The sequence below is a fragment of the Streptomyces sp. NPDC002206 genome (assembly GCF_053593595.1).
The window spans coordinates 222248-242603 of record NZ_JBSFCW010000010.1; the positions used below are offsets into that span (position 1 = coordinate 222248).

The 20356-nt window shown below is 70.0% G+C and carries 16 protein-coding genes; 5 read left to right on the forward strand and 11 right to left on the reverse strand.

Annotated features, from left to right (window positions below; all coding sequences use genetic code 11):
• The first annotated feature begins 22 nt into the window (after positions 1 to 22).
• Entirely contained in the window at positions 23 to 1075 is a 1053-nt protein-coding gene (locus ACWCP8_RS20865; RefSeq protein WP_352269557.1) for a methyltransferase, read from the forward strand.
• Between the two features lie 93 nt (positions 1076 to 1168).
• On the opposite strand, the gene ACWCP8_RS20870 is transcribed toward ACWCP8_RS20865, so the two are convergent.
• The 7 genes from ACWCP8_RS20870 to ACWCP8_RS20900 all read right to left on the reverse strand — a co-directional run bounded on the left by ACWCP8_RS20870 (position 1169) and on the right by ACWCP8_RS20900 (position 6459).
• Positions 1169 to 1501 carry a TcmI family type II polyketide cyclase gene (locus ACWCP8_RS20870; RefSeq protein ID WP_352269556.1) on the reverse strand — a complete coding sequence of 111 codons (333 nt, stop codon included), beginning with the start codon at positions 1499 to 1501 and terminating at the stop codon, positions 1169 to 1171.
• A 53-nt stretch (positions 1502 to 1554) separates the two neighbouring features.
• Entirely contained in the window at positions 1555 to 2034 is a 480-nt protein-coding gene (locus ACWCP8_RS20875) for an SRPBCC family protein (RefSeq protein ID WP_352269554.1), read from the reverse strand.
• A 1-nt stretch (position 2035) separates the two neighbouring features.
• Positions 2036 to 2293: an acyl carrier protein gene (locus ACWCP8_RS20880; protein ID WP_267007028.1), complete on the reverse strand. Its 258-nt coding sequence runs from the start codon at positions 2291 to 2293 to the stop codon at positions 2036 to 2038.
• A gap of 16 nt (positions 2294 to 2309) precedes the next feature.
• Positions 2310 to 3560: a ketosynthase chain-length factor gene (locus tag ACWCP8_RS20885; RefSeq protein ID WP_352269553.1), complete on the reverse strand. Its 1251-nt coding sequence runs from the start codon at positions 3558 to 3560 to the stop codon at positions 2310 to 2312.
• Positions 3557 to 4825 carry a beta-ketoacyl-[acyl-carrier-protein] synthase family protein gene (locus tag ACWCP8_RS20890; RefSeq protein ID WP_451117377.1) on the reverse strand — a complete coding sequence of 423 codons (1269 nt, stop codon included), beginning with the start codon at positions 4823 to 4825 and terminating at the stop codon, positions 3557 to 3559. The genes ACWCP8_RS20885 and ACWCP8_RS20890 overlap by 4 nt, the downstream gene beginning before the upstream one ends.
• Positions 4822 to 5265, reverse strand: coding sequence for a cupin domain-containing protein (locus ACWCP8_RS20895; protein WP_352269549.1), 444 nt, complete (start codon positions 5263 to 5265; stop codon positions 4822 to 4824). The genes ACWCP8_RS20890 and ACWCP8_RS20895 overlap by 4 nt, the downstream gene beginning before the upstream one ends.
• A 75-nt stretch (positions 5266 to 5340) precedes the next feature.
• Positions 5341 to 6459, reverse strand: coding sequence for a SchA/CurD-like domain-containing protein (locus ACWCP8_RS20900; RefSeq protein WP_451117379.1), 1119 nt, complete (start codon positions 6457 to 6459; stop codon positions 5341 to 5343).
• A gap of 269 nt (positions 6460 to 6728) precedes the next feature.
• Here ACWCP8_RS20900 and ACWCP8_RS20905 point away from each other — a divergent pair, with 269 nt between their 5' ends.
• Positions 6729 to 8357 carry an FAD-dependent oxidoreductase gene (locus ACWCP8_RS20905; protein ID WP_352269548.1) on the forward strand — a complete coding sequence of 543 codons (1629 nt, stop codon included), beginning with the start codon at positions 6729 to 6731 and terminating at the stop codon, positions 8355 to 8357.
• Positions 8358 to 8394: 37 nt separating this feature from the next.
• Here the strand turns inward: ACWCP8_RS20905 and ACWCP8_RS20910 are convergent, their stop codons facing one another.
• Entirely contained in the window at positions 8395 to 9918 is a 1524-nt protein-coding gene (locus tag ACWCP8_RS20910) for an alpha/beta fold hydrolase (protein ID WP_451117382.1), read from the reverse strand.
• 190 nt (positions 9919 to 10108) lie between these two features.
• Between ACWCP8_RS20910 and paaK the strand changes: the two genes are divergently transcribed.
• Entirely contained in the window at positions 10109 to 11398 is a 1290-nt protein-coding gene (gene paaK / locus ACWCP8_RS20915; protein WP_451117451.1) for a phenylacetate--CoA ligase PaaK, read from the forward strand.
• A gap of 136 nt (positions 11399 to 11534) precedes the next feature.
• Here the strand turns inward: paaK and ACWCP8_RS20920 are convergent, their stop codons facing one another.
• Complete coding sequence (locus ACWCP8_RS20920) at positions 11535 to 13043, reverse strand: acyl-CoA synthetase (RefSeq protein WP_451117383.1); 1509 nt, start codon at positions 13041 to 13043, stop codon at positions 11535 to 11537.
• Between the two features lie 151 nt (positions 13044 to 13194).
• On the opposite strand from ACWCP8_RS20920, the gene ACWCP8_RS20925 reads away from it, so the two are divergent.
• Positions 13195 to 15603 (forward strand): penicillin acylase family protein, encoded by a 2409-nt coding sequence (locus ACWCP8_RS20925; protein WP_352269545.1) that lies wholly within the window; start codon positions 13195 to 13197, stop codon positions 15601 to 15603.
• A gap of 52 nt (positions 15604 to 15655) precedes the next feature.
• Here the strand turns inward: ACWCP8_RS20925 and ACWCP8_RS20930 are convergent, their stop codons facing one another.
• Complete coding sequence (locus ACWCP8_RS20930) at positions 15656 to 17206, reverse strand: acyl-CoA synthetase (RefSeq protein WP_451117385.1); 1551 nt, start codon at positions 17204 to 17206, stop codon at positions 15656 to 15658.
• Positions 17203 to 18312 (reverse strand): NAD(P)H-dependent flavin oxidoreductase, encoded by a 1110-nt coding sequence (locus ACWCP8_RS20935; protein WP_352269542.1) that lies wholly within the window; start codon positions 18310 to 18312, stop codon positions 17203 to 17205. The genes ACWCP8_RS20930 and ACWCP8_RS20935 overlap by 4 nt, the downstream gene beginning before the upstream one ends.
• Positions 18313 to 18494: 182 nt before the next feature.
• Between ACWCP8_RS20935 and ACWCP8_RS20940 the strand changes: the two genes are divergently transcribed.
• Positions 18495 to 20354: a serine hydrolase gene (locus ACWCP8_RS20940; RefSeq protein ID WP_451117387.1), complete on the forward strand. Its 1860-nt coding sequence runs from the start codon at positions 18495 to 18497 to the stop codon at positions 20352 to 20354.
• Positions 20355 to 20356 lie beyond the last annotated feature (2 nt).

Below are 20356 nucleotides of genomic sequence, written 5' to 3' on the forward strand. Positions count from 1 at the left end.
GCACAAGGAGAAGCGAGACGGTATGACCACCGTGAGCACCACCCCCATCACCACCACTCCCCTCACCCCGCAGCCGGGGATGCGGCTGCGTGAGATCGTCTTCGGCGCGGCCTGCGCCGCCGCCGTGCGCGCGGCGGCCCGGCTGGGCGTCGCCGACGCGCTCGGAGAGACTCCCGCCGGCGCGGAGGAGCTCGCGGCGGAGCTGAGTGCCGAGCCGATGCCGCTGAAGCGTCTGCTGCGCGCCCTGTCCTGCTACGGGATCTTCGCCGAGACCGAGGACGGCAAATTCGTCCACACCGACATGTCCCGGCTGTTGCGCGAGGACGATCCGAACAGCCTGCGGTACATCTCTCTGTGGTGCACCGAGCCCTGGACCTGGGAGGTCTGGCCGCGCCTGGACGACGCGGTACGCACCGGCAGGAGCGTCTTCCCCGAGGTATTCGGAAAGGGGTTCTTCGACTATCTGCACCAGGACGCGCACGAGTCGGCCCAGGTCTTCAACCGGGCCATGACCACCTCCAGCATGCAGTCCGCGCTGGACGTGGCCGAACTCCTCGATCTCGCCGAGGTTTCCGAGGTCGCCGACATCGGCGGTGGTCAGGGACACGTGCTCGCCAGCCTGCTGGAGAAGCACCCGTCCGTCCGCGGCACGCTGATGGATCTGCCGGGCGTGGTGGCGCGGGCCGACGCCCGGCTTCGGGACGGCGGTCCGCTCGCCGGACGGACCCGCATCGTCGCCGGGGACTGCCGCGAGGAGATCCCCGTCCAGGCCGATCTCTACATCATCAAGAACATCCTGGAATGGGACGACGAGAGCACCCGCAGGACGCTGCGCAATGTGATGACGGCCGCCCGCCCGGGTGCCCGGGTCGTGATCATCGAGAACCTGGTCGACGACACGCCGTCGATGCGGTTCACCACGGCCATGGATCTGCTGCTGCTCCTCAACGTCGGCGGAGCGAAGCACACCAGGGAGAGTCTGATGAGCCGGATGGCGGAGGCCGGCCTGATCGTCGGCGACATCAGTCCGGTCAATGCGTATCTGCACGCATTCGAATGCGTCGTCCCCGCCTGACCCGTTCGCTCCTCGGACCGTGGCAACTTCGGGCCGTGGAATCGCCCCGGGTCCGGCTCTCAAGCCGGACCCGGGGCAATCGCTCAGTCCTGCTCAGGCGGTGGAGTCCCGCTCCCACCGGTAGAACTCATGCGCCATCGCGTCCTTCGGACCACGCCAGGTCTTCGGGTCGTACGGGCTGATGAAAGCGGTGAGCTTGTCGCTGAGATCCTTGAACTCCGGGTGCTGGTGCACCTTGGCGATCTCCGGGCCGGGCGGGCGGTCGGACTCGATCAGATGCAGATACACGTCACCGAACTGGAACAGCTTGCGCCGGTTGACGCCGACGAGGTGCGGCAGTTCACTGCCGTCCGAGGCGGCGAACAGTTCGGCGATGTCCGGCGCCGAATCCGGCGCCATACGGGCGACGATCAGAGCATGGTGCATCGAGAGGATGCCTTTCTGGTACCCGCCGGGCGGCGGGGTGGACGGCCGGGACGTCAGCGGGCGCTGACCGGGGCGGTGCGCCGCTCACGGTCGCGCTGCTCGATCTTGTCCCGGATGAGTTCCATCTGGACGCGGGAGTTGCGGTTGATGTTGTCGGTCATCCACGCGTCGTCGACGGGTGCGTCGGGCCTCATCGCGAAGTCCTGCTCCCAGTGCAGCTTCGTGCCGCCGGGGACCTCCGAGTACGCCCAGCGGATGTTCATGTGCTGGAAGGGGCCGGGCTCGACCCGGCGGGCGATGACCGTCCGCGCGGCGCGGTCGGTGGTGCGCTCGGAGACCCAGCTCCAGACCTTGTCGTTCTCGTCGGGGTGCATGGTCAGCCGGAACTTCGTCCTCTCGCCGTCCCGCTCGAGGACCTCGACGGACGCGTACTCGCTGAACAGTCGCGGCCAGTTCTCGAGGTCGTTCGTCACGTCCCAGACGAGGTCCAGGGGGGCGGCGATGGTGATCTCGTTCTCGGTGTGTCCGGACACTTCAGGCTCCTGTCACGAGGGTGTTGTTGACCAGGTCGAGGAATTCACGGGGGGTCTTGCAGCGGTCCGCGTCGGCGGGGAGCGCCTGGCCGTGCCGGTTCTCCAGCACACCCACGATGCCGAGGAGGCCGAGCGAGTCCAGGCCGAACTCGTCGAAGCCGGACGCGGGCCGACTCTCCATCTCGCTCGGGTCGACGGTGACTCCCGCGCCCTTCTTCATCAGCGCGGCCAGCTCCTGGTATGTCAGTGGATTGGTCATGAGGGGTTTCTCCTTCTCACGCGTGGGTGTCGGTGGGGTGCCGCAGCACAAGCGCGGCGTTCGAACCCATGAGGCCGCGACTCAGCACGAGCGCCGTCCGCAACTCGGCGGGGCGCGCCCGGCCGGTGACCACGTCGAGGTCGTGGCACACGTCGACCACATTGGGGGTGGGCGGTATCAGACCGTCCTCCATGGCCAGCACCGCGGCGGCCACGTCCAGCACCGGCGCTCCGCAGTAGGCCCTGCCGATCCCGCTCTTGGGCGCCGTGACCGGCACCCGCCTGCCGTGCGCCCCGAGCGCGTCGGCGATGGCCAGCGCCTCGGCGCGGTCGGCCGCGGGTACGCCGAGCGCGTCCGCGAAGACCACGTCGATCTCCTCCGGCGCGCAGTCGGCCTCCCGGAGCGCACCGCTGATCGCCCGGGACAGACCCTCCCGGGACTCCGCCCACCGGGACGCCCCGGTGAACGTCGCCGCATGGCCGGCCAGTTCGGCCCGGACCTTGGCGCCGCGGCGCAGTACCGCTCCCTCTTCCTCGACGACGAGCATGGCGCCGCCCTCGGCCGGCACGAAGCCGCAGGCGTCGGCGGTGAAGGGGCGGTACGCCCGTGCGGGGTCATCGCAGACGCTCAGGTCCTCGTACCCCAGCTGACAGACGACCGAGTACGGGGCCAGGGGAGCCTCGGCCGCGCCGACAACCACCGCGTCGGCGCCGCGGCGGATGGTCCGGGCGGCGTGCGCCAGCGCGTCCAGGCCACCCGCCTCGTCGCTGGCGACGACGGCGCACGGCCCCTTGAAACCGCCCCGGATGGAGATCTGGCCGGTGCTGGCGGCGTAGAACCAGGCGATGGACTGGTAGGGGCCGACGTACTTGGACCCCTGACCCCACAGCCGTTGCAGTTCGCGCTGGCCGAACTCGCCGCCGCCCGACCCGGCGGCGGTCACCACCCCTACGCCGAACGGGGTGTTCTCGTAGTCGGCCCGGCCGAGCCGGGCGTCGTCGAGCGCGAGATCCGCCGCGGCCATCGCGAAATGCGTGAACCGGTCGGTCTGTACGAGGTAACGTTCTTCCACCAGCGCCACCGGGTCGAAGCCCCGGACCTCGCCGGCGACCCGCAGCGGCAGATGTTCGCAGCCTTCGCGGGTGACGCGGTCGAGGACGTTCACCCCTTCCAGCGTCATCTTCCAGAACGATTCCGTGGTCGTGCCGTTGGGGGCGACGACACCAATGCCCGTGACGACGGTGCGCCGGGCCTTTCGGACATTCATCGTGTCCTCCCGCCTGTTCTGGTCAGAGCCACTGCGGACTGGAAACCCCCGAAGCCGCTGCCGACCGACAGGACACTGCGCAGCTTCATGGAACGTGCGGTACGCGGCACGTAGTCGAGGTCGCATTCGGGGTCGGGGGTCTCGTAGTTCGCCGTCGGCGGCACTGTCTGGTTGACCAGCGCAAGGACGCAGGCGGCGATCTCGATGGCACCGATGGCTCCGAGTGAGTGACCGACCATGGACTTGATGGAGCTCATGGGCACGTCGTAGGCGTGTGCGCCCAGGGCCCGTTTCACCGCTGCCGTCTCGTGCCGGTCGTTCTGCTTGGTGCCGGAGCCGTGTGCGTTGACGTAGTCGATCTCCGAACCGTCTATACGGGCGTGACCGAGGGCCTGGTTGATGGCCTCGGCCATCTCCAGTCCCTCGGGGGTCAGCCCGGTCATGTGGTAGGCGTTGCCGAAGGTGGAGTAGCCGGCGATCTCGCAGTAGACGGTCGCACCGCGGGCGCGGGCGTGTTCCAGCTCCTCCAGGACGAGCACGGCTCCGCCCTCGCCCATGACGAAGCCGTCCCGGCGGGCGTCGAACGGCCGGGAGGCGTGCTCCGGGTCGCTGTTGTTCGCCGAGGTCGCCTTGATCGCGTCGAAGCAGGCCACCGTGATGGGGGTGATCGGCGAGTCGGAGGCGCCGGCGATGCACACCTCGACGCGGCCCTCCTCGATGGACTGAAAGGCGTATCCGATCGCGTCGAGACCGGAGGTGCAGCCCGTCGAGACGGTCTGCACCGGGCCGTGCGCGCCGACCTCCTCGGCCACCGCCGAGGCGAGGGAGCTGGGCGAGAAGGCCCGCTCCAGGTGCCGGCCCGCCGGGCGGTGGTCGACGTCCCAGCGGGCGCCGCTGCCGCTGACGGCGACGTAGTCGTGCTCCAGTCGGGTGGTGCCCCCGACTGCCGTGCCGAGCGAGACGCCGATCTGCCAGGGATCCACCTTCTCCAGGTCGAGCCCCGCGTCGCCGAGCGCTTCCCGGGCGGCGACCAGCGCGAACTGGACGTACCGGTCCGCGCGTGCGATCTGCTCCTCGTCGAGGCCGTGCTCCGTCGGGTCGAAGTCGCACTCGGCGGCGATCCGGGAGCGGAACCCGGCCGGATCGAAGAGGGTGATGCCCCGTGTCGCGGTGCGCCCGTTCGCGAGGAGGTCCCAGAAGGCCGGCGCACCGATTCCGCCCGGGGCGACGACGCCGACCCCGGTGACCGCCACGCGCCGCGTCATGAAGCGGCCTCGGCTCGTTCTGGCGGAGCGGCCCGGTCCGCTGTCTCGGTGTGCTCGGTCTGCTCGGTGTCGACGTGGCCGACCTCCGGGCGCGGGGCGAGCGGGCCGAGATGGAAGACCATGCGCGCTTCCACATCGCCCACGTTGCGGAAGCGGTGGCGTACATACGGAGGGATCAGCAGACCCTGGTCGGGCCGCAGGGCATGCGGTTCACCGTCCAGGTCCACCTCCAGAAGACCGTTCACGACGTACACAAACTCCTCGGAGTACGGGTGGTAGTGCTCTCCGATGCGGTCGCCGGGCTGCACGATGGCCAGCCCCATGAAGCCGCTGGTGGCGCCCACCGCTGTCGGCGTGAGCATGGCGCGCAGATCGCCTCCGCGCCTGCGGTTGGGCTGGGTCTCACTGAGGTCCACGATGCGTGGCCGGTGCGTGGTCATGACTGTTTTCCTCCTGGCGCAGTGCGCGTGATGGTGACGGGTTGAGCGAGAACCCCCCAGGTGCTGACGCGCGGTTCAGGACTCCGCGGCCCGCCGATCGGTGATCAGCTTCATCTCGGCATGTGTGATGAAGCGGGAGATCTCCCGGTCGTTCGTGGGGACGGCGTTGGCGTCCTCGTCGAGGAGGCGTCCGAGTCTGGCCACCTTGCCGGGTCCGTCGACACCGACCGCCTGGGCGGCCTGGGCGTCGAGCGGGCCGACGGCTTCGAGGAGTCGGACGACGATGTCGTCGCGCTGGAAGATGGTGCTGCTGTCGATCGGGCTCGTCGTGTCGTCGGCGGCCTCTTCGTCGTAGCCGGCGAGGAGCCGGGCGAGCGCCATGCCGCAGCCCTCCTTGGCCTGGTAGAAGAGCGCATGCCGGCGGACCTCGGCGGGGTTGTGCCGGCCCCTCGTCACGTGGTGGACCGTGGGGAGCGCCGCCCGGGTGAAGAACATCCGGGCCGAGTTGGGATCGGTGAGGTCCCGGTCCTGCTCCAGGTACGGGTTGATGGCTTCCTCGACGGCCCTGACCTCGGGCTGCCGGGAAACATGACGCAGCGCCGCGAGGAGGTCTCCCTCGACCTCCACCGCCCTTACGACGCGGTTGCCGTGCATGAACAGCGAGGTGCGGCGCAGCCGAGTGTGCTCGTCGACCCGGGCCTGCGGCGAGTCGTAGTCGGCGAGGATCTTGGCGACGATCTCCTCGGTGCCCGGCCTGACGGTGAACGTCAGCGCGTGGCGGACCACACCGTCGCCCAGCCGCGGCGAGGCCTGCAGGCCGCCCTTGGCCGACTCCGGCAATGCGTCGAAGGCGCTGCCGGTCTCGCGCAGGATGCTGTAGCGCAGCGAGCGGGTGTCGCGTACGCAGCTGTGCAGGGGCTGGACCGTCTTGACGTGTTCCTCGCTGTTGACCCAGGCGAGGAAGGGCGGCGCGCTCTCCCATTCGCTGGTGATGAGCCATTGGGAGGGGTTCTCGATCGACTGGCACAGCTGGTCGCTGATGTGTCCGGGGACGGATGCCACTTGGTTGCGCATGTCCTCATACGCCTCCAGGAATTGCTTCTGGGCTCCGTCGTGCAGATCGAGCAGCAGAACGATCCGCAGCCTGGAGCCGTCGAAGGCGGACTGCGAGATCCGTTCCGAGAGGGTGGTCATGGTTGCGCTCTCCTTCGAGACGGTGCGGTGGCCGTATCGGTTGGCCGGCCGTCGGTTGTCGAGTGGAATCGGAGCGGGGCTTCTCCCGGCGGATGTGTACGGTCCGCCCCCGGACCGCGGGCATCTCTCCGTGACCGATCGTGAAACGCTGGTCCGGCTGACGCGAGATTTATGAACCGTTCAGGTGAGCAGGGCTCCGGCGGCCGTCCGAACGGCTCTCACAAGGGCATGGACAGTGCATCTGCACAGCGTCCTAGCGGGAGCAACTGATGAACGAGAACGTCGATCACCGCGTACCAGTCCTCATCGTGGGAGGCTCGCTGGTGGGCCTGTCCGCATCGCTCTTCCTCGGCAGGCTCGGCATCGAGCATCTGCTGGTCGAGAAGCACGCGGCCACCTCTACACATCCGCGGGGGCGCGGCAACAACGTCCGGACCATGGAGGTGTTCCGCACGGCGGGGGTGGAGCAGCGGATCCGGGAGGCAGCTTCGGTCCTCGCTGACAACCATGGCATCCTGCAGGCGGGCTCGCTGACCGGCGACGACCAGGAGTGGCTGTTCAAGGAGATCGACCCGGGCGGCGGACTCGCCCGGTTCAGCCCGAGCGGCTGGTGCCTGTGCAGCCAGAACGATCTGGAGCCGGTGCTGCTGGCCCAGGCCCGTGAGCAGGGCAGTGATCTGAGGTTCTCCACCGAGCTGCTGAGTTTCGACTCGAACGGGTCAACGGTGGACGCGGTGCTGAAGAACCGGGAGACCGGTGAGCACACCACCGTCCGCGCCGACTACCTCATCGCGGCCGACGGCCCGCGCAGTCCGATCAGGGAGCAGCTGCGGATCGGCCGGTCGGGCCCCGGCGACCTGTTCCACAACGTCAGCATCACCTTCCGGTCCAAGAAGCTCGCCGACGTGCTGGGCGACCGGCGGTTCATCGTGTGCTACCTCACCAACCCGGCGGCGGACGGCGCGCTGTTGCCCGTGGACAACGAGCAGGACTGGGTGTTCCACGCACCGTGGAAGCCCGAACAGGGCGAGACCCTCGAGGACTTCACCGACGAGCGGTGCGCGGACCACATCCGCCGGGCGACGGGCGCCCCGGACATCGATGTGGAGATCACCGGCAAGGCCCCGTGGCACGCCGCGGAGCGCGTCGCCGACCGGTACGGCTCCGGCCGGGTGTTCCTCGCCGGCGACTCGGCCCACGAGATGTCCCCCACCGGGGCGTTCGGCTCCAACACCGGTATCCAGGACGCGCACAACCTCGCCTGGAAGCTCGCAGCCGTGCTGCGTGGCGAGGCCGGTCCGGGACTGCTGGACACGTACGAGGCGGAGCGGCTGCCGGTGGCCCGGGCGACGAGCGAGCGGGCCTCCGCCCGTTCCGCGGAACACAGCCACCCCGGCTATGCCCCGCCTCCCGGCGCGGGCGGCGGGAAGCAGGGCGGCCTGCTGCCCGTGGCGCTGGGCTACCGCTATGTCCGTGGCGCCGTGGTGGGCGCCGACCCCGAGCAGCCCGTGGTACCGCGCGGATTGCAGCTGACTGGTGACCCCGGCTCCCGGGCCCCGCATCTGTGGGTCCGTCAGTCCGGTGAGCGCAAGTCCACCCTGGATCTGTACGAGCGTTCGTTCGTGCTGCTCTGCGACGGCTCGGATGTGGCGTGGCGTCGTGCGGCCGTGCGCGTCGCCGACCGGCTGGCGGTGCGGCTCGACGCCTTCGGCATCGGCTCCGGATCCGATCTGGAGCCGGAGAACGGGGCGGACTGGGCCGAGGCCCACGGTACGACCGCCGAGGGCGCGGTGCTGGTGCGCCCCGACGGCTTCGTGGCCTGGCGGTCGGCCGGTTCCGTACCCGACCCGGAGGCGACCCTGCACGAGGTCCTGGCCACCCTGCTCAGCCGCGACTGACCCCCGGAGCAGTCCATCGGGACCCGTCGCCGACGTCTCAGTCCATGCCGAACGACCGCAGCGCCACCAGGAATTCGGCGGGTTGGGCGGCGTGGACGAGATGTCCGGCGTCGATGGTCACGAACCGGCAGTCGGGGATCTGCTGTGCCATCCGGGCGAGTTGATCCTGTGGCAGGTGGCTGCCGGGGCCTCCGCCGATGACGAGTGTCGGGGCGATGATGTCGCCGAGGCGCTCGCGGCCCGTCGGATCGGGGTCGTTGAGCTGGGCGTCGATCGACGGGACGACCGGCCAGTCGAAGTCGAGCTCCCCGTCCGGGCGTTCGGCAGGCCGACGGGGCGGGTCGAGCGGGATGAGCGTCGGGGCTTCCTCGACGACGAGTCTGCCGATCAGTCCCGGTTCCCGTTCGGCGAGCAGATAGGCGGCGGCGCCGCCCATCGAGTGCCCGACGACGGTGGCGCCGGCCAGATTGCGGGCCTCCATGAAGGCGTGCAGATCGTCGCGGAACAGCTCGAAGGAGTAGCGGCCGGTCCAGTCGCTGAGGCCGTGGCCGCGGAAGTCGAGTGCGTACACCCGGTGGTCGGCGGCGAGTTGTTCAGCGATCTCCGTCCAGTCCCGGCTGTTGCCGCCCCGCCCGTGGGCGAGGACCACGGGCGGGGCGGACAGATCGCCCCAGACGCGGTACGCGAGCCGTATGCCGCCGGCCTGCACGCTGTGCACCTCGGGGTCGAGGAACGCACGGACGGTACGCGCGAACGCGCCGGGGTCGTCGAGCCACGGAAAGTGCGCGGCACCGCGCTGCACGGCGAACTCGGCCTGCGGAAAGAGCGCGGCCAGTTCGGCGGCGCGGTCGGGGGTCGGTCCTGCGTCGTACTCCCCCGCGAGGACGAGCACCGGGACCGGCAGGTTGTGCAGTGGGGCAACCGTGGTCGCCGTGTCGAAGGCGCCGTCCTGGTAGTAGACGGCCATCGCCCGGGCATTGCACTGTGTCGCTTTCCCGGCGGCGTGCGTCCGGGCTGCGGCGTCCCACCGTCCGTAGGCGAACGGCTCGACCGCCGCCCACTGCTCGCTCCCGCCGCGTCCGGCCTGGATCTCCTTCAGTGCCGAGACTCCGGCCTCGTACCAGGGTTCACCGCTGCGCAGCGCGAAGGCGTCGATCCGGTCCTGGTCGGTCATCTCCACTCCGACGGCCCGGGCTCCCGGGGTGACGAGCGTGAGCGAGCGCAGCCGCTGCGGATACCGGGCGGCGTAGAGCTCGACCAGGTTGCCGGCGGCGGAGTGGCCCAGCAGATCGATGCGCTCCAGGCCCAGGTGTACGCGCAGCGCCTCGACGTCGTCGACGAGGCGGTCGCAGCGGTATGTCGCAGGGTCGTCGGGCACCGCCGAGTCGCCCGTCCCTCGCAGATCGAGCAGCACCAGCTGCCGATGGGCGGAGAGTCCGCCCAGGTCACCGAGGTAGACGGCGGCCCGCATCGGCCCACCGGGCACACAGATCAGTGGCTCGCCCTCGCCCTGGATGTGGTAGGTGAGCTCGGTCCCGTCATATGTGTGAAAGAAGGGCATGCACGCCATCCAAACAGGCACCGCGCCGGGCTGCACCGGTGTTCGGTGTGAGCGAATCCGCACCGCGGTTCGGCTCCGGCGCGCACGATTGTGCCGCCCCCCCTTGCCAGGCTGCGGATCATCCTGAATTACTGCTCCCGTAACGATCGACCGAATGATCGGTCGTCTGCTCGGGACGAGGGAGATCGGGATGACGGCTCTGCTGGACGCGGCGGAACGGCTCGACCGCAAGGAGCTGGAGGCGCTGCAGCTGGAGCGTCTGCGCGCCACACTTCACCATGCGTACGACCACGTCGGCTTCTACCGTGCGGCGTTCGACGCGGCGGGGCTGCGCCCGGACGACTGCCGCAGCCTCGCCGATCTGGCCCGCTTCCCGTTCACGACGAAGACCGATCTGCGGGACAACTATCCGTTCGGCATGTTCGCGGTGCCGGAGGACCAGGTACGGCGCATCCATGCTTCCAGCGGGACCACGGGCCGCCCCACCGTCGTCGGCTACACCCAGGCGGATCTCGACACCTGGGCGGATGTGGTCGCCCGCTCGATCCGGGCGGCCGGCGGCCGCCCGGGGCAGAAGGTCCATGTGGCATACGGGTACGGCCTGTTCACCGGCGGTCTCGGGGCACACTACGGAGCGGAGCGGCTCGGCTGCACAGTCATCCCCGCGTCCGGCGGCATGACTGCCCGTCAGGTGCAGCTGATCCAGGACTTCCGGCCGGAGATCATCATGATCACGCCGTCGTACATGCTCACGCTTCTCGACGAGTTCGAGCGGCAGGGCGTCGATCCGCGTACGACATCGCTGAAGGTCGGGATATTCGGTGCCGAGCCGTGGACGCAGGAGATGCGCCGGGAGATCGAGGAGCGGTTCGCCATCGACGCGGTCGACATCTACGGCCTGTCGGAGGTGATCGGCCCGGGTGTCGCCCAGGAGTGCGTCGAGACGAAGGACGGACTGCACATCTGGGAGGACCACTTCTATCCGGAGGTCGTCGACCCGCTGACCGGGGAAGTGCTGCCGGAGGGCGAGGAGGGTGAGCTCGTCTTCACCTCGCTCACCAAGGAGGCCATGCCGGTGATCCGCTACCGGACCCGGGACCTGACCCGGCTACTGCCCGGCACGGCCAGGGTCTTCCGGCGGATGGAGAAGGTCACCGGGCGCAGCGACGACCTGGTGATCCTGCGCGGGGTGAATCTCTTCCCGACCCAGATCGAGGAGATCGTGCTGCGTACACCAGGGGTGGCGCCGCACTTCCAGCTCCGGCTGACCCGTGAGGGCCGGCTCGACGCGCTGACGGTGCGGGCGGAGGCGCGGGCGGAATCGACGCCGGACCAGCGGGCGGCGGCCGCGCTCGCGATCGCGACGGCCGTCAAGGAGGGCATCGGGGTGTCGGTGGGGGTCGAGATCGTCGACCCCGAGACGCTGGAGCGGTCGGTCGGCAAGTTCAAGCGGATCGTGGACGAGCGCGGCGGGCACTGAGCGCCTGTCGTCGAACCGCCGGGGAGCGGCGTTGTTCGCCCCCGGCGGACGGGACGAACACCGCGGTGTTCCTGGCCTCTGCCCAGGCCGCCGCCGTGTCGGGGGGCCGTCGTCGGCATCGGCTGCGGCGCGCTCGTCACCCAGGGAGCGCGAACCGGTCCCTGAGCTCGCGCTTGAGGATCTTTCCGCTGGCGTTGCGGGGCAGCTCGTCCACGAAGAGGACCCTCTTCGGCGCCTTGAAGTGGGCGAGCCGTTCCCGCGCGTGGTCGAGCAGCTGCTGTTCCGTGGCGTCCGCGCGCAGGACCACGACTGCGGTGACTGCCTCGATCCAGCGCTCGTCGGGCAGCCCGACGACGGCTGCCTCCGCGACGGCGGGGTGGGTGTAGAGGGCATCCTCGACCTGGCGGGAGGCGACGAGGACACCACCGGAGTTGATGACGTCCTTCACCCGGTCGACCACGGTGAAGAAGCCCTCCGGGTCCCGGACCGCGAGATCGCCGGAGTGGAACCAGCCGTCGCGGAACGCCTCGGCGGTCTCCTCCGGCTTGTCCCAGTAGCCCTCGCACAGCTGCGGGGAACGGTAGACGACCTCGCCCGCCGTCCCGTCCGGCACCTCCTTGCCGTGCTCGTCGACGACTCGCGCCTCGACGAAGAGCACCGGCCGGCCACAGGAGTCCATCCGGCCCTCGTGCTCGTCGGGCCCGAGAACGGTGGCGAGCGGACCGATCTCGCTCTGCCCGAAGCAGTTGTAGAACGCGAGTGCGGGCAACCGCTCACGGAGCCGTTCCAGCACCGGAACCGGCATGATCGACGCCCCGTAGTACGCCTTGCGCAGCCCGCCGAGGTCGCGGGTGGCGAACTCCGGGTGGTTGGCGAGGCCGATCCAGACAGTCGGCGGGGCGAACAGGCTGTCCGCCTGCCCGGCCTCGACGAGGTCGAAGATCCGGCCCGCTTCGGGCGCGTCGAGGATGGTGCTCTCCGCGCCGACCGCGAGGTACGGCAGCAGGAACACATGCATCTGCGCGGAGTGGTACAGCGGAAGCGAGTGGACGGGCCGGTCGGTGGGGCGCAGATCGAGGGCGGTGATCGCGCTGACGTACTCGTGGACGAGGGCGCCGTGCGTCATCATCGCGCCCTTGGGGAGCGCGGTGGTGCCCGATGTGTAGAGCAGCTGCACCAGGTCGCCGACGGCCGGTTCGCGCTCTGCGGTGAAGGGGCGCGGGGTGGCGAGTTCACCGAGGAGGGAGTGCGGCGCGTCGCGCAGTGGACGTACGGCGAAACCGGCCGGGATCCGGTCGGCAAGGTCCGGATCGGTGAGGACGAGGGCGCTGCCCGACTGCTGCAGGATGTACGTCAGGTCGTCGCCGGTGAGGTTCTGGTTGACCGGCACATGGACGAGGCCGGCGCGGGCGCAGGCGAGGTACGCGATCAGGTACGCGTCGGAGTTGTGCGCGTAGGAGGCGACCCGGTCGCCGGGGTGCAGGCCGTGTTCGGCGAGGAGGACGGCGGCCGCGGTGCTGACCGCCGTGTCGAGGGCCCGGTAGGTCCAGGACCGCTCGGCGTACCGCACGGCGGTGCGCTCGGGAGTGCGCCGGGCGCTGCGCGTCACGACGCCGTCGACTGTGGAGCTGCGTACACCTGTCATGGCGTGATCCTGTGCGGCCGGGACCCGGTGGTCAAGGGTTTGGATCCCGGCCACGATGTTGACAGGGGTACGCGGGTGCTGGCTGAGTTACGCGTGGCGTCTCGGAAAATCCGAGCAACCACCTTTCGTTCCCGCACAGTTGGGAGGACCCTTGCCCCTCCGAAACCGTCTGAGACTTCTCGCGGTATCCGGTCTCGCTCTGTTCACCGTGTCGGCGTCCCTGCCACCGGCGGCCGCCGATCCCTCGCACGGCCAACACCCGGCGGGCGGCGGGCTGTCCGCCGTGATCCGCTACACCGAGTACGGCATCCCGCACATCGTGGCGAAGGACTACGCAGATCTCGGGTTCGGCAACGGCTGGGCGCAGGCCGCCGACCAGGTGTGCACGCTTGCCGACGGCTTTGTGACGCTGCGCGGCGAGCGGTCGAGGTACTTCGGTCCGGACGCGGCGCCGGACGGCTCGCTGTCCTCCGCGACGAAGAATCTCTCCAGCGATCTCTACTTCCGCGGGATACGCGACAGCCACACCGTCGAGAGACTGCTGAAGGTGCCCGCTCCGGCGGGTCAGAGCCATGAGGTGAAGGAGCTGGAGCGCGGCTGGGCGGCCGGGTACAACGCCTGGCTGGCCCAGAACCGGATCACGGATCCGGCCTGCCGGGACGCCGACTGGGTGCGACCGGTGACGGCCCTGGATGTCACGACCCGCGCCTTCGCGCTCTCCGTGCTGGGCGGTCAGGGCCGCGGTATCGACGGCATCACAGCGGCACAGCCGCCCACGGGTGCAGTGTCGCCCGGTGTCCCGCCGGGCGACGCCGCGCAGGCGGCGCAGCGGCTGCTGTCCACGCAGAACGCGGACATGGGCTCCAACGCGGTCGCGTTCCGCGGCAGTTCGACGGCGAACGGGCGTGGGCTGCTGCTGGGCAATCCGCACTACCCGTGGCAGGGCGGGCGGCGGTTCTGGCAGTCGCAGCAGACCATCCCCGGGGAGCTGAATGTGGCGGGCGGTTCACTGCTCGGTTCGGCGACCGTGTCGATCGGGCACAACGCGAACATCGCGTGGAGCCACACGGTCGCCACCGGTGTCACCCTCAATCTGCATCAGCTGACCCTCGACCCGGCGGATCCGACCGTGTATCTGGTGGACGGACTGCCGGAGCGCATGGTGAAACGCACGGTCTCGGTGGCCGTGAAGGGCAGCGCCGCGGTGACCCGCACGCAGTGGTGGACCCGGTACGGTCCGGTCGTCACCTCGCTCGGTGCCGGGCTGCCGCTGCCGTGGACGGCGACGACCGCGTACGCGCTCAACGACCCGAACGCCGCGAATCTGCGGTCCCCGGACACCGGTCTCGGGTTCAGCAGGGCCCGCAGCACCGCGGACATCCAGACCACGTTGCGCCGTACCCAGGGGCTGCCGTGGGTGAACACCGTCGCCGCCGATTCGTCGGGGCACTCGTTCTTCTCCCAGTCGCAGGTGCTGCCGAGGATCACGGACGAGCTCGCGCAGCGGTGCTCCACCCCGCTGGGCCGGGCGACCTACCCGTCATCGGGACTCGCGGTGCTGGACGGTTCGAGGAGCGACTGTGCGCTCGGTTCGGACCCGGACGCGGTGCAGCCCGGCATCTTCGGGCCGGGCCGGATGCCGACCGTCAAGGACGCCCCGTACGTCGAGAACTCCAACGACAGCGCCTGGCTGACCAACGCCGACGCTCCGCTGACCGGCTTCGAGCGGGTCTTCGGTACGGTCGCCGTGCCCCGGTCGATGCGGACCCGGGGGGCGATCGAGGATGTGTCGGCGATGGCGGCGAAAGGCCGGCTCACCGTCGGCGACCTGCAGGACCAGCAGTACGCGAACCGCGCCCCGGCGGGAGATCTGGCCGCGGCCGACCTGGCGCGCGCCTGCGCCGCGCTGCCCGGCGGGCGTGCCGTCGGCAGCGACGGGACAGCGGTCGATGTATCGGCGGCGTGCGGTGTGCTTGCCCACTGGGACCGGAAGGTCGACACCGGCAGCCGGGGCGCGCTGCTCTTCGACCGGTTCTGGCGCAGGGCCACCGCGGTGCCCGCGGCCGAGCTGTGGAAGGTGCCCTTCTCCGCCGCGGACCCGGTCCGCACCCCGAACACATTGAACACCTCGGCGCCGGGCGTCACTTCGGCTCTCGCCGACGCGGTAGCCGAACTGCGCGCGGCCAGGATCGCCCTGGACGCACCGCTGGGCGACCACCAAGGGGTCGTACGGAACGGGAAGCGCATCCCGGTCGGCGGCGGTACGGAGTCCCTCGGCATCTGGAACAAGACGGAGCCGGTGTGGGACGCTGCGGGTGGCGGCTACACGGAGGTGTCGGCCGGCTCCAGCTATGTGCAGGCGGTCGGCTGGGACGGCTCCAAGTGCCCGGTGGCCCGAACGCTGTTGACGTACTCCCAGTCCTCGAACCCGAAGTCTCCGCACTTCAGCGACCAGACCGAGCTCTACTCGGGTGAGCGCTGGGTGACCTCCCGGTTCTGCGAGAAGGACATCGCACGCTCGCCCGCGCTGCGGGTGGTGCGGGTGCACGAGCACCGGTAGTCCGCCGTGGGCCGGTATCCCGCCCGGAGGTGGCAGGGTACCGGCCCGTCGGTCACAGGGCCCGCCGGTGGCCTTCCCAGTACGGGTCGCGCAGCCGTCGCTTGTACAGCTTGCCGTTCGGGTCGCGTGGCATCGCCTCGATGAAGTCGACGCTCTTGGGGCGTTTGTATCCGGCGAGCCGCTGTGCGCAATGGGCGAGGATCTCGGTGGCGAACCCGTCGCCCGGCAGGTGCCCTTCGGCCGGTTCCACGACCGCCTTGACCTCCTCACCCCAGTCGGCGTGCGGGATGCCGAAGACGGCGGCGTCGGCGACCGCGGGGTGGGCGAGGAGGGCGGCTTCGATCTCGGCCGGATAGATGTTCACGCCGCCCGAGATGATCATGTCGATCTTGCGGTCGCGGAGGAAGAGATAGCCGTCCTCGTCGAGGATGCCGAGGTCGCCGACGGTGAAGAAGTCGCCGATGCGGTTCTTCTCCGTCTTGGTCCTGTCCTTGTGGTAGCTGAAGCCGCCGGTACTCATCTTCATGTAGACGGTGCCCAGTTCGCCCGGTGGGAGGCGGGTGCCGTCGTCGTCGAAGACGGCGAGTTCACTGATCGGCCAGGCCTTCCCGACCGTGCCGGGCTTCTTCAGCCAGTCCTCGGCGGTGGCGAACGCCCCGCCGCCCTCGCTGGCGGCGTAGTACTCCTCGACGCACCGTCCCCACCAGTCGATCATGGCGCGTTTGACGTGGTCGGGGCAGGGGGCCGCACCATGGATGGCATGCCGCATCGAGGTGACGTCGTACCGCTTCTTCACTTCGTCGGGCAGGGCCAGGAGCCGGTGGAACTGCGTGGGGACCATGTGCGTGTGCGTGCAGCGGTGGGCGTCGATGACCCGCAGCATCTCCTCGGGCGCCCACTTGTCCATCACCACCAGGGGGTGGCCGATGTGCAGGGCGGCGCCCGCGAACTGGAGTACGGCGGTGTGGTACAGCGGCGAGCAGACCAGGTGGACGTTGTCGTCGAACGGCCTGATGCCGAAGATGCCGAGGAACCCGCCGAGATGGCTCTCCTCCGGGAGCCTGCCGGGCAGCGGGCGGCGGATGCCGCGGGGCCGGCCGGTGGTGCCGGAGGTGTAGTTCATGACCCAGCCGAGCGTGCGGTCGTCGGGCGGGGCGTCGGACTGCCCGTCGAGCAGTTCGGCGTAGGGACGGAATCCGTCGACCTCGCCGACGGCGTACCGGTGGCTCGCGGGCAGCTTCGCCTCGTCCGCGGCGGCGGTCGCGGCGTCGGTGAACCGCTCGTGCGCGATCAGCGCCTTGGAGCCGGAGTCGGAGACGATCCAGGCGATCTCGGGGCCGACGAGGTGGTGGTTGACGGGTACGAGGTAGAAGCCGGCCTGGGCGGCGGCGAGGTAGGCGGTGAAGAACTCGACGTCGTTGGGGAGGACGACGGCGAACGCGTCGCCCTGCCGGAGTCCGGCCGCACGCAGCCCGTGGACCAGGCGGTTGGCAGCGGCGTGCAGCCGGCCCGCGGTCCAGGTCTGCCCGTCGGGCGCGACAAGGACCGTACGGTCGGGGTCGGCGGTGGCCTGGGCCCAGAAGCCGTTCGGCGGCTGGTTCATGTGACGCTCCGTCCGGCGATGCGGTTGATCCGGTCCACGGCGCGTTCGAATCCGCTGGTCAGGTCGTCGAAGACGGCCTGCACGCTGCGTTCGGTGTTCATCCTGCCGACGATCTGACCGACGGGGGTGCCGAGCAGCGCGCCGGTCTCGTACTTCTGGATGCGGGAGACGGCCTCGGCGACCAGCAGCCCCTGGAGCGGCATGGGAAGTGTGCCGGGTCCCGACGGGTCGTCCCAGGCGTCGGTCCACTCGGTACGGAGCTGGCGTGCGGGTTTGCCGGTGAGGGCACGAGAGCGGACGGTGTCGCCGGAACCTGCGGCAAGGAGTTTGCGGGTCAGCGCGCGGGAGTGGAGGTCGGCCTCCTCGGTGGTCAGCCAGAGCGAGCCGAGCCAGACGCCCTGCGCTCCGAGGGCGAGTCCGGCGGCGATCTGCTCTCCGCTGCCGATGCCTCCGGCGGCGAGGACGGGCAGCGGTCCCACGGCGTCGACGACGTCGGGGACGAGGACCATGGAAGCGATCTCTCCGGTGTGGCCGCCCGCTTCGTACCCCTGGGCGACGACGATGTCGATGCCCGCGTCCGCGTGGTGCCGGGCGTGTCTGGCGCTTCCGGCGAGGGCGGCGACGAGAACGTCCCCGTCATGTGCGCGTTGCACGACGTCGGCGGGTGGCGAACCGAGGGCGTTGGCGAGCAGCTTGATGGGGTACTCGAAGGCGACGTCGAGCTGGTTGCGGGCGACCTCCTCCATCCATCCGGTGATCCGCCAGCCTGAGGCCTCGCCCTCGGCGAGCTCGGGGACGCCGTGCTTGGCGAGGGTGTCCTGGACGAACTGGCGGTGTCCGGCCGGGATCATCGCCTCCACATCGGCCTCGGTCACCCCCTCCACCTTTCTGGCGGGCATGACGACATCGAGGCCGTACGGCTTGCCGTCGGTGTGCTCCTGCATCCAGTCGAGGTCGCGCGCGAGGTCGTCGGGGGCGGTGTAGCGGACCGCGCCGAGTACGCCGAACCCGCCGGCCCGGGTGATGGCCGCGGCCACCGCCGGGAACGGCGTGAAGCCGAAGATGGCTTGCTCGACTCCCAGTTTCTTGCTCAGCTCCGTCTCCATGGGCGGCAGGATGCCGCAGTCGGACATCCGAAGGAAGAGATTTTCTGATGCAGTGTCAGATTCTTTGTGGCGACGGGAGCCTCCGGGACGGCAGGGGTGACAGTAATCTCTGCGGCGGCAGGAAGTTTCACCACAGGACTGGATGACGAAAGTAACTTTCACCCGGTAGGAAGGGGTTCCGGATGACCGAGGACGCAACCGGCACAGGAATCAGCCGACGCAGGCTGAGCGGCGGGATGCTGGCACTGGGCGGGGCGCTCACCCTCGCACCGATTCCGTTCGCGGAGACGGCGTCGGCCATGGAATCGGGAGCGGGATCGTCGGGGACGTCGGAAGCGGGAACATCGGGACCGGGGGCGGATGCCGCGCACGCTCGGCCGACGCTGCGGCGCGGTTCCGCCGCCCGCGCGGGCCTGTTGCAGGGGCCGCTGGACCAATTGGTCATCGACACCGAGAAGTTCCTCGGCGCCTCCCCCAAGCACCCGTGGTTCGCGGGCGCGGTGCTGCTCGCGGGGCGAGGTGGCACGGTGGCACTGCACCGGCCGATCGGCAAGGCAGTGCGGTACGCGGCATACGACGAGAAGACCGACACCGGGGTGGAGTTCCCGACGGACCAGCAGATCGCGATGGCCGAGGACACGGTCTTCGATCTGGCGTCGGTGTCGAAGCTGTTCACCTCGATCCTGGCCGTGCAGCAGATCGAGCGCGGGGCGCTGGAGCTGGAGGCGAAGGTCGCCTCGTATCTGCCCGACTTCGCGGGGGGCGGCAAGCAGGACATCACGATCCGTCAGCTGCTGACGCACACGTCGGGTTTCCGCGCCTGGATTCCGCTCTACAAGGCACCGACGCGGGAGGGAAAGCTGGAGCTGCTGTGGAACGAGGTGCCGGCCAACCCGCCCGGCACCGTGTACCTCTACTCCGACCTCAATCTGATCTCGTTGCAGCTGGTCCTGGAGAAGATCACCGGCAGCACCCAGGATGTCCTGCTCCGCGAGGAGATCACCGCTCCGCTCGGTATGCACCGCACTCGTTACAACCCGCCCGCCGCCTGGAAGCCGAAGATCGCGGCGACCGAGGACGCCCGGCTCCCCTGGTCCGGCCTGGACCGCGGCCTCGTCTGGGGCGAGGTGCACGACGAGAACGCCTACAGCCTGGACGGGGTGGCGGGCCACGCCGGAGTCTTCTCGTGCGCCTGGGACCTGGCGATCCTGGCCCGGACACTGCTCAACGGCGGCGTCTACGGGCGCGCGAGGATCCTCTCCGACGAGTCCGTGGATCTCCTGTTCACCGACTTCAACACCGCGTTCCCGGGTCATGCGCACGGGCTCGGCTTCGAGCTCTACCAGCACTGGTACATGGGTGCGATGGCCACCCCGCGCACCGCGGGCCACACCGGCTTCACGGGCACAAGCCTCGTCCTCGATCCGACGACCGACTCGTTCCTGATCGTGCTGGGCAACTCGGTCCACCCGGTCCGCACCTGGCGCTCCGGCAGCGCACCACGCGTCGCCACCGCGAACCAGATGGCGCGAGCCGTGGCGGTGCGCCCGGCCCACGACCGTACCGCCTGGTTCTCGGGCATGGCGAGCGCCGCTTCCGCCACGCTCGCGCTGCCCGTGCTGCGTCCGGTGACATCGCGTGCCGCGCTGAGCTGCACGCTGTGGTGGGACACCGAGCCGGGCTCCGACTTCCTGTTCCTCGAGGCTTCTTCGGACGCCGGGGCGACCTGGCAGCCGGTGCCGTTCACCACCGTACCGACAGCGGCCGCACACCACGGGACGGAGCCCGAACCGCATCCGGCCGGCTCCGTCTCCGGCTGGTCGGGCCGGGTCTGGCACCGGTTGGACGCGGACCTTGCCGCCTGGCGCGACAAGGAGGTGCGGCTTCGGTGGCGGTACACCACGGACCAGCTGTACGTCGGACGCGGGGCGTACGTGGACGGTATCCGGGTCGAGGACGGCGGTCGTACGGTCTTCGACGACAGCAGGTCCGGCGACGTGGGGCGTATCGAAGCGAACGGGTGGACGGTGTCCGCGGACTGAGG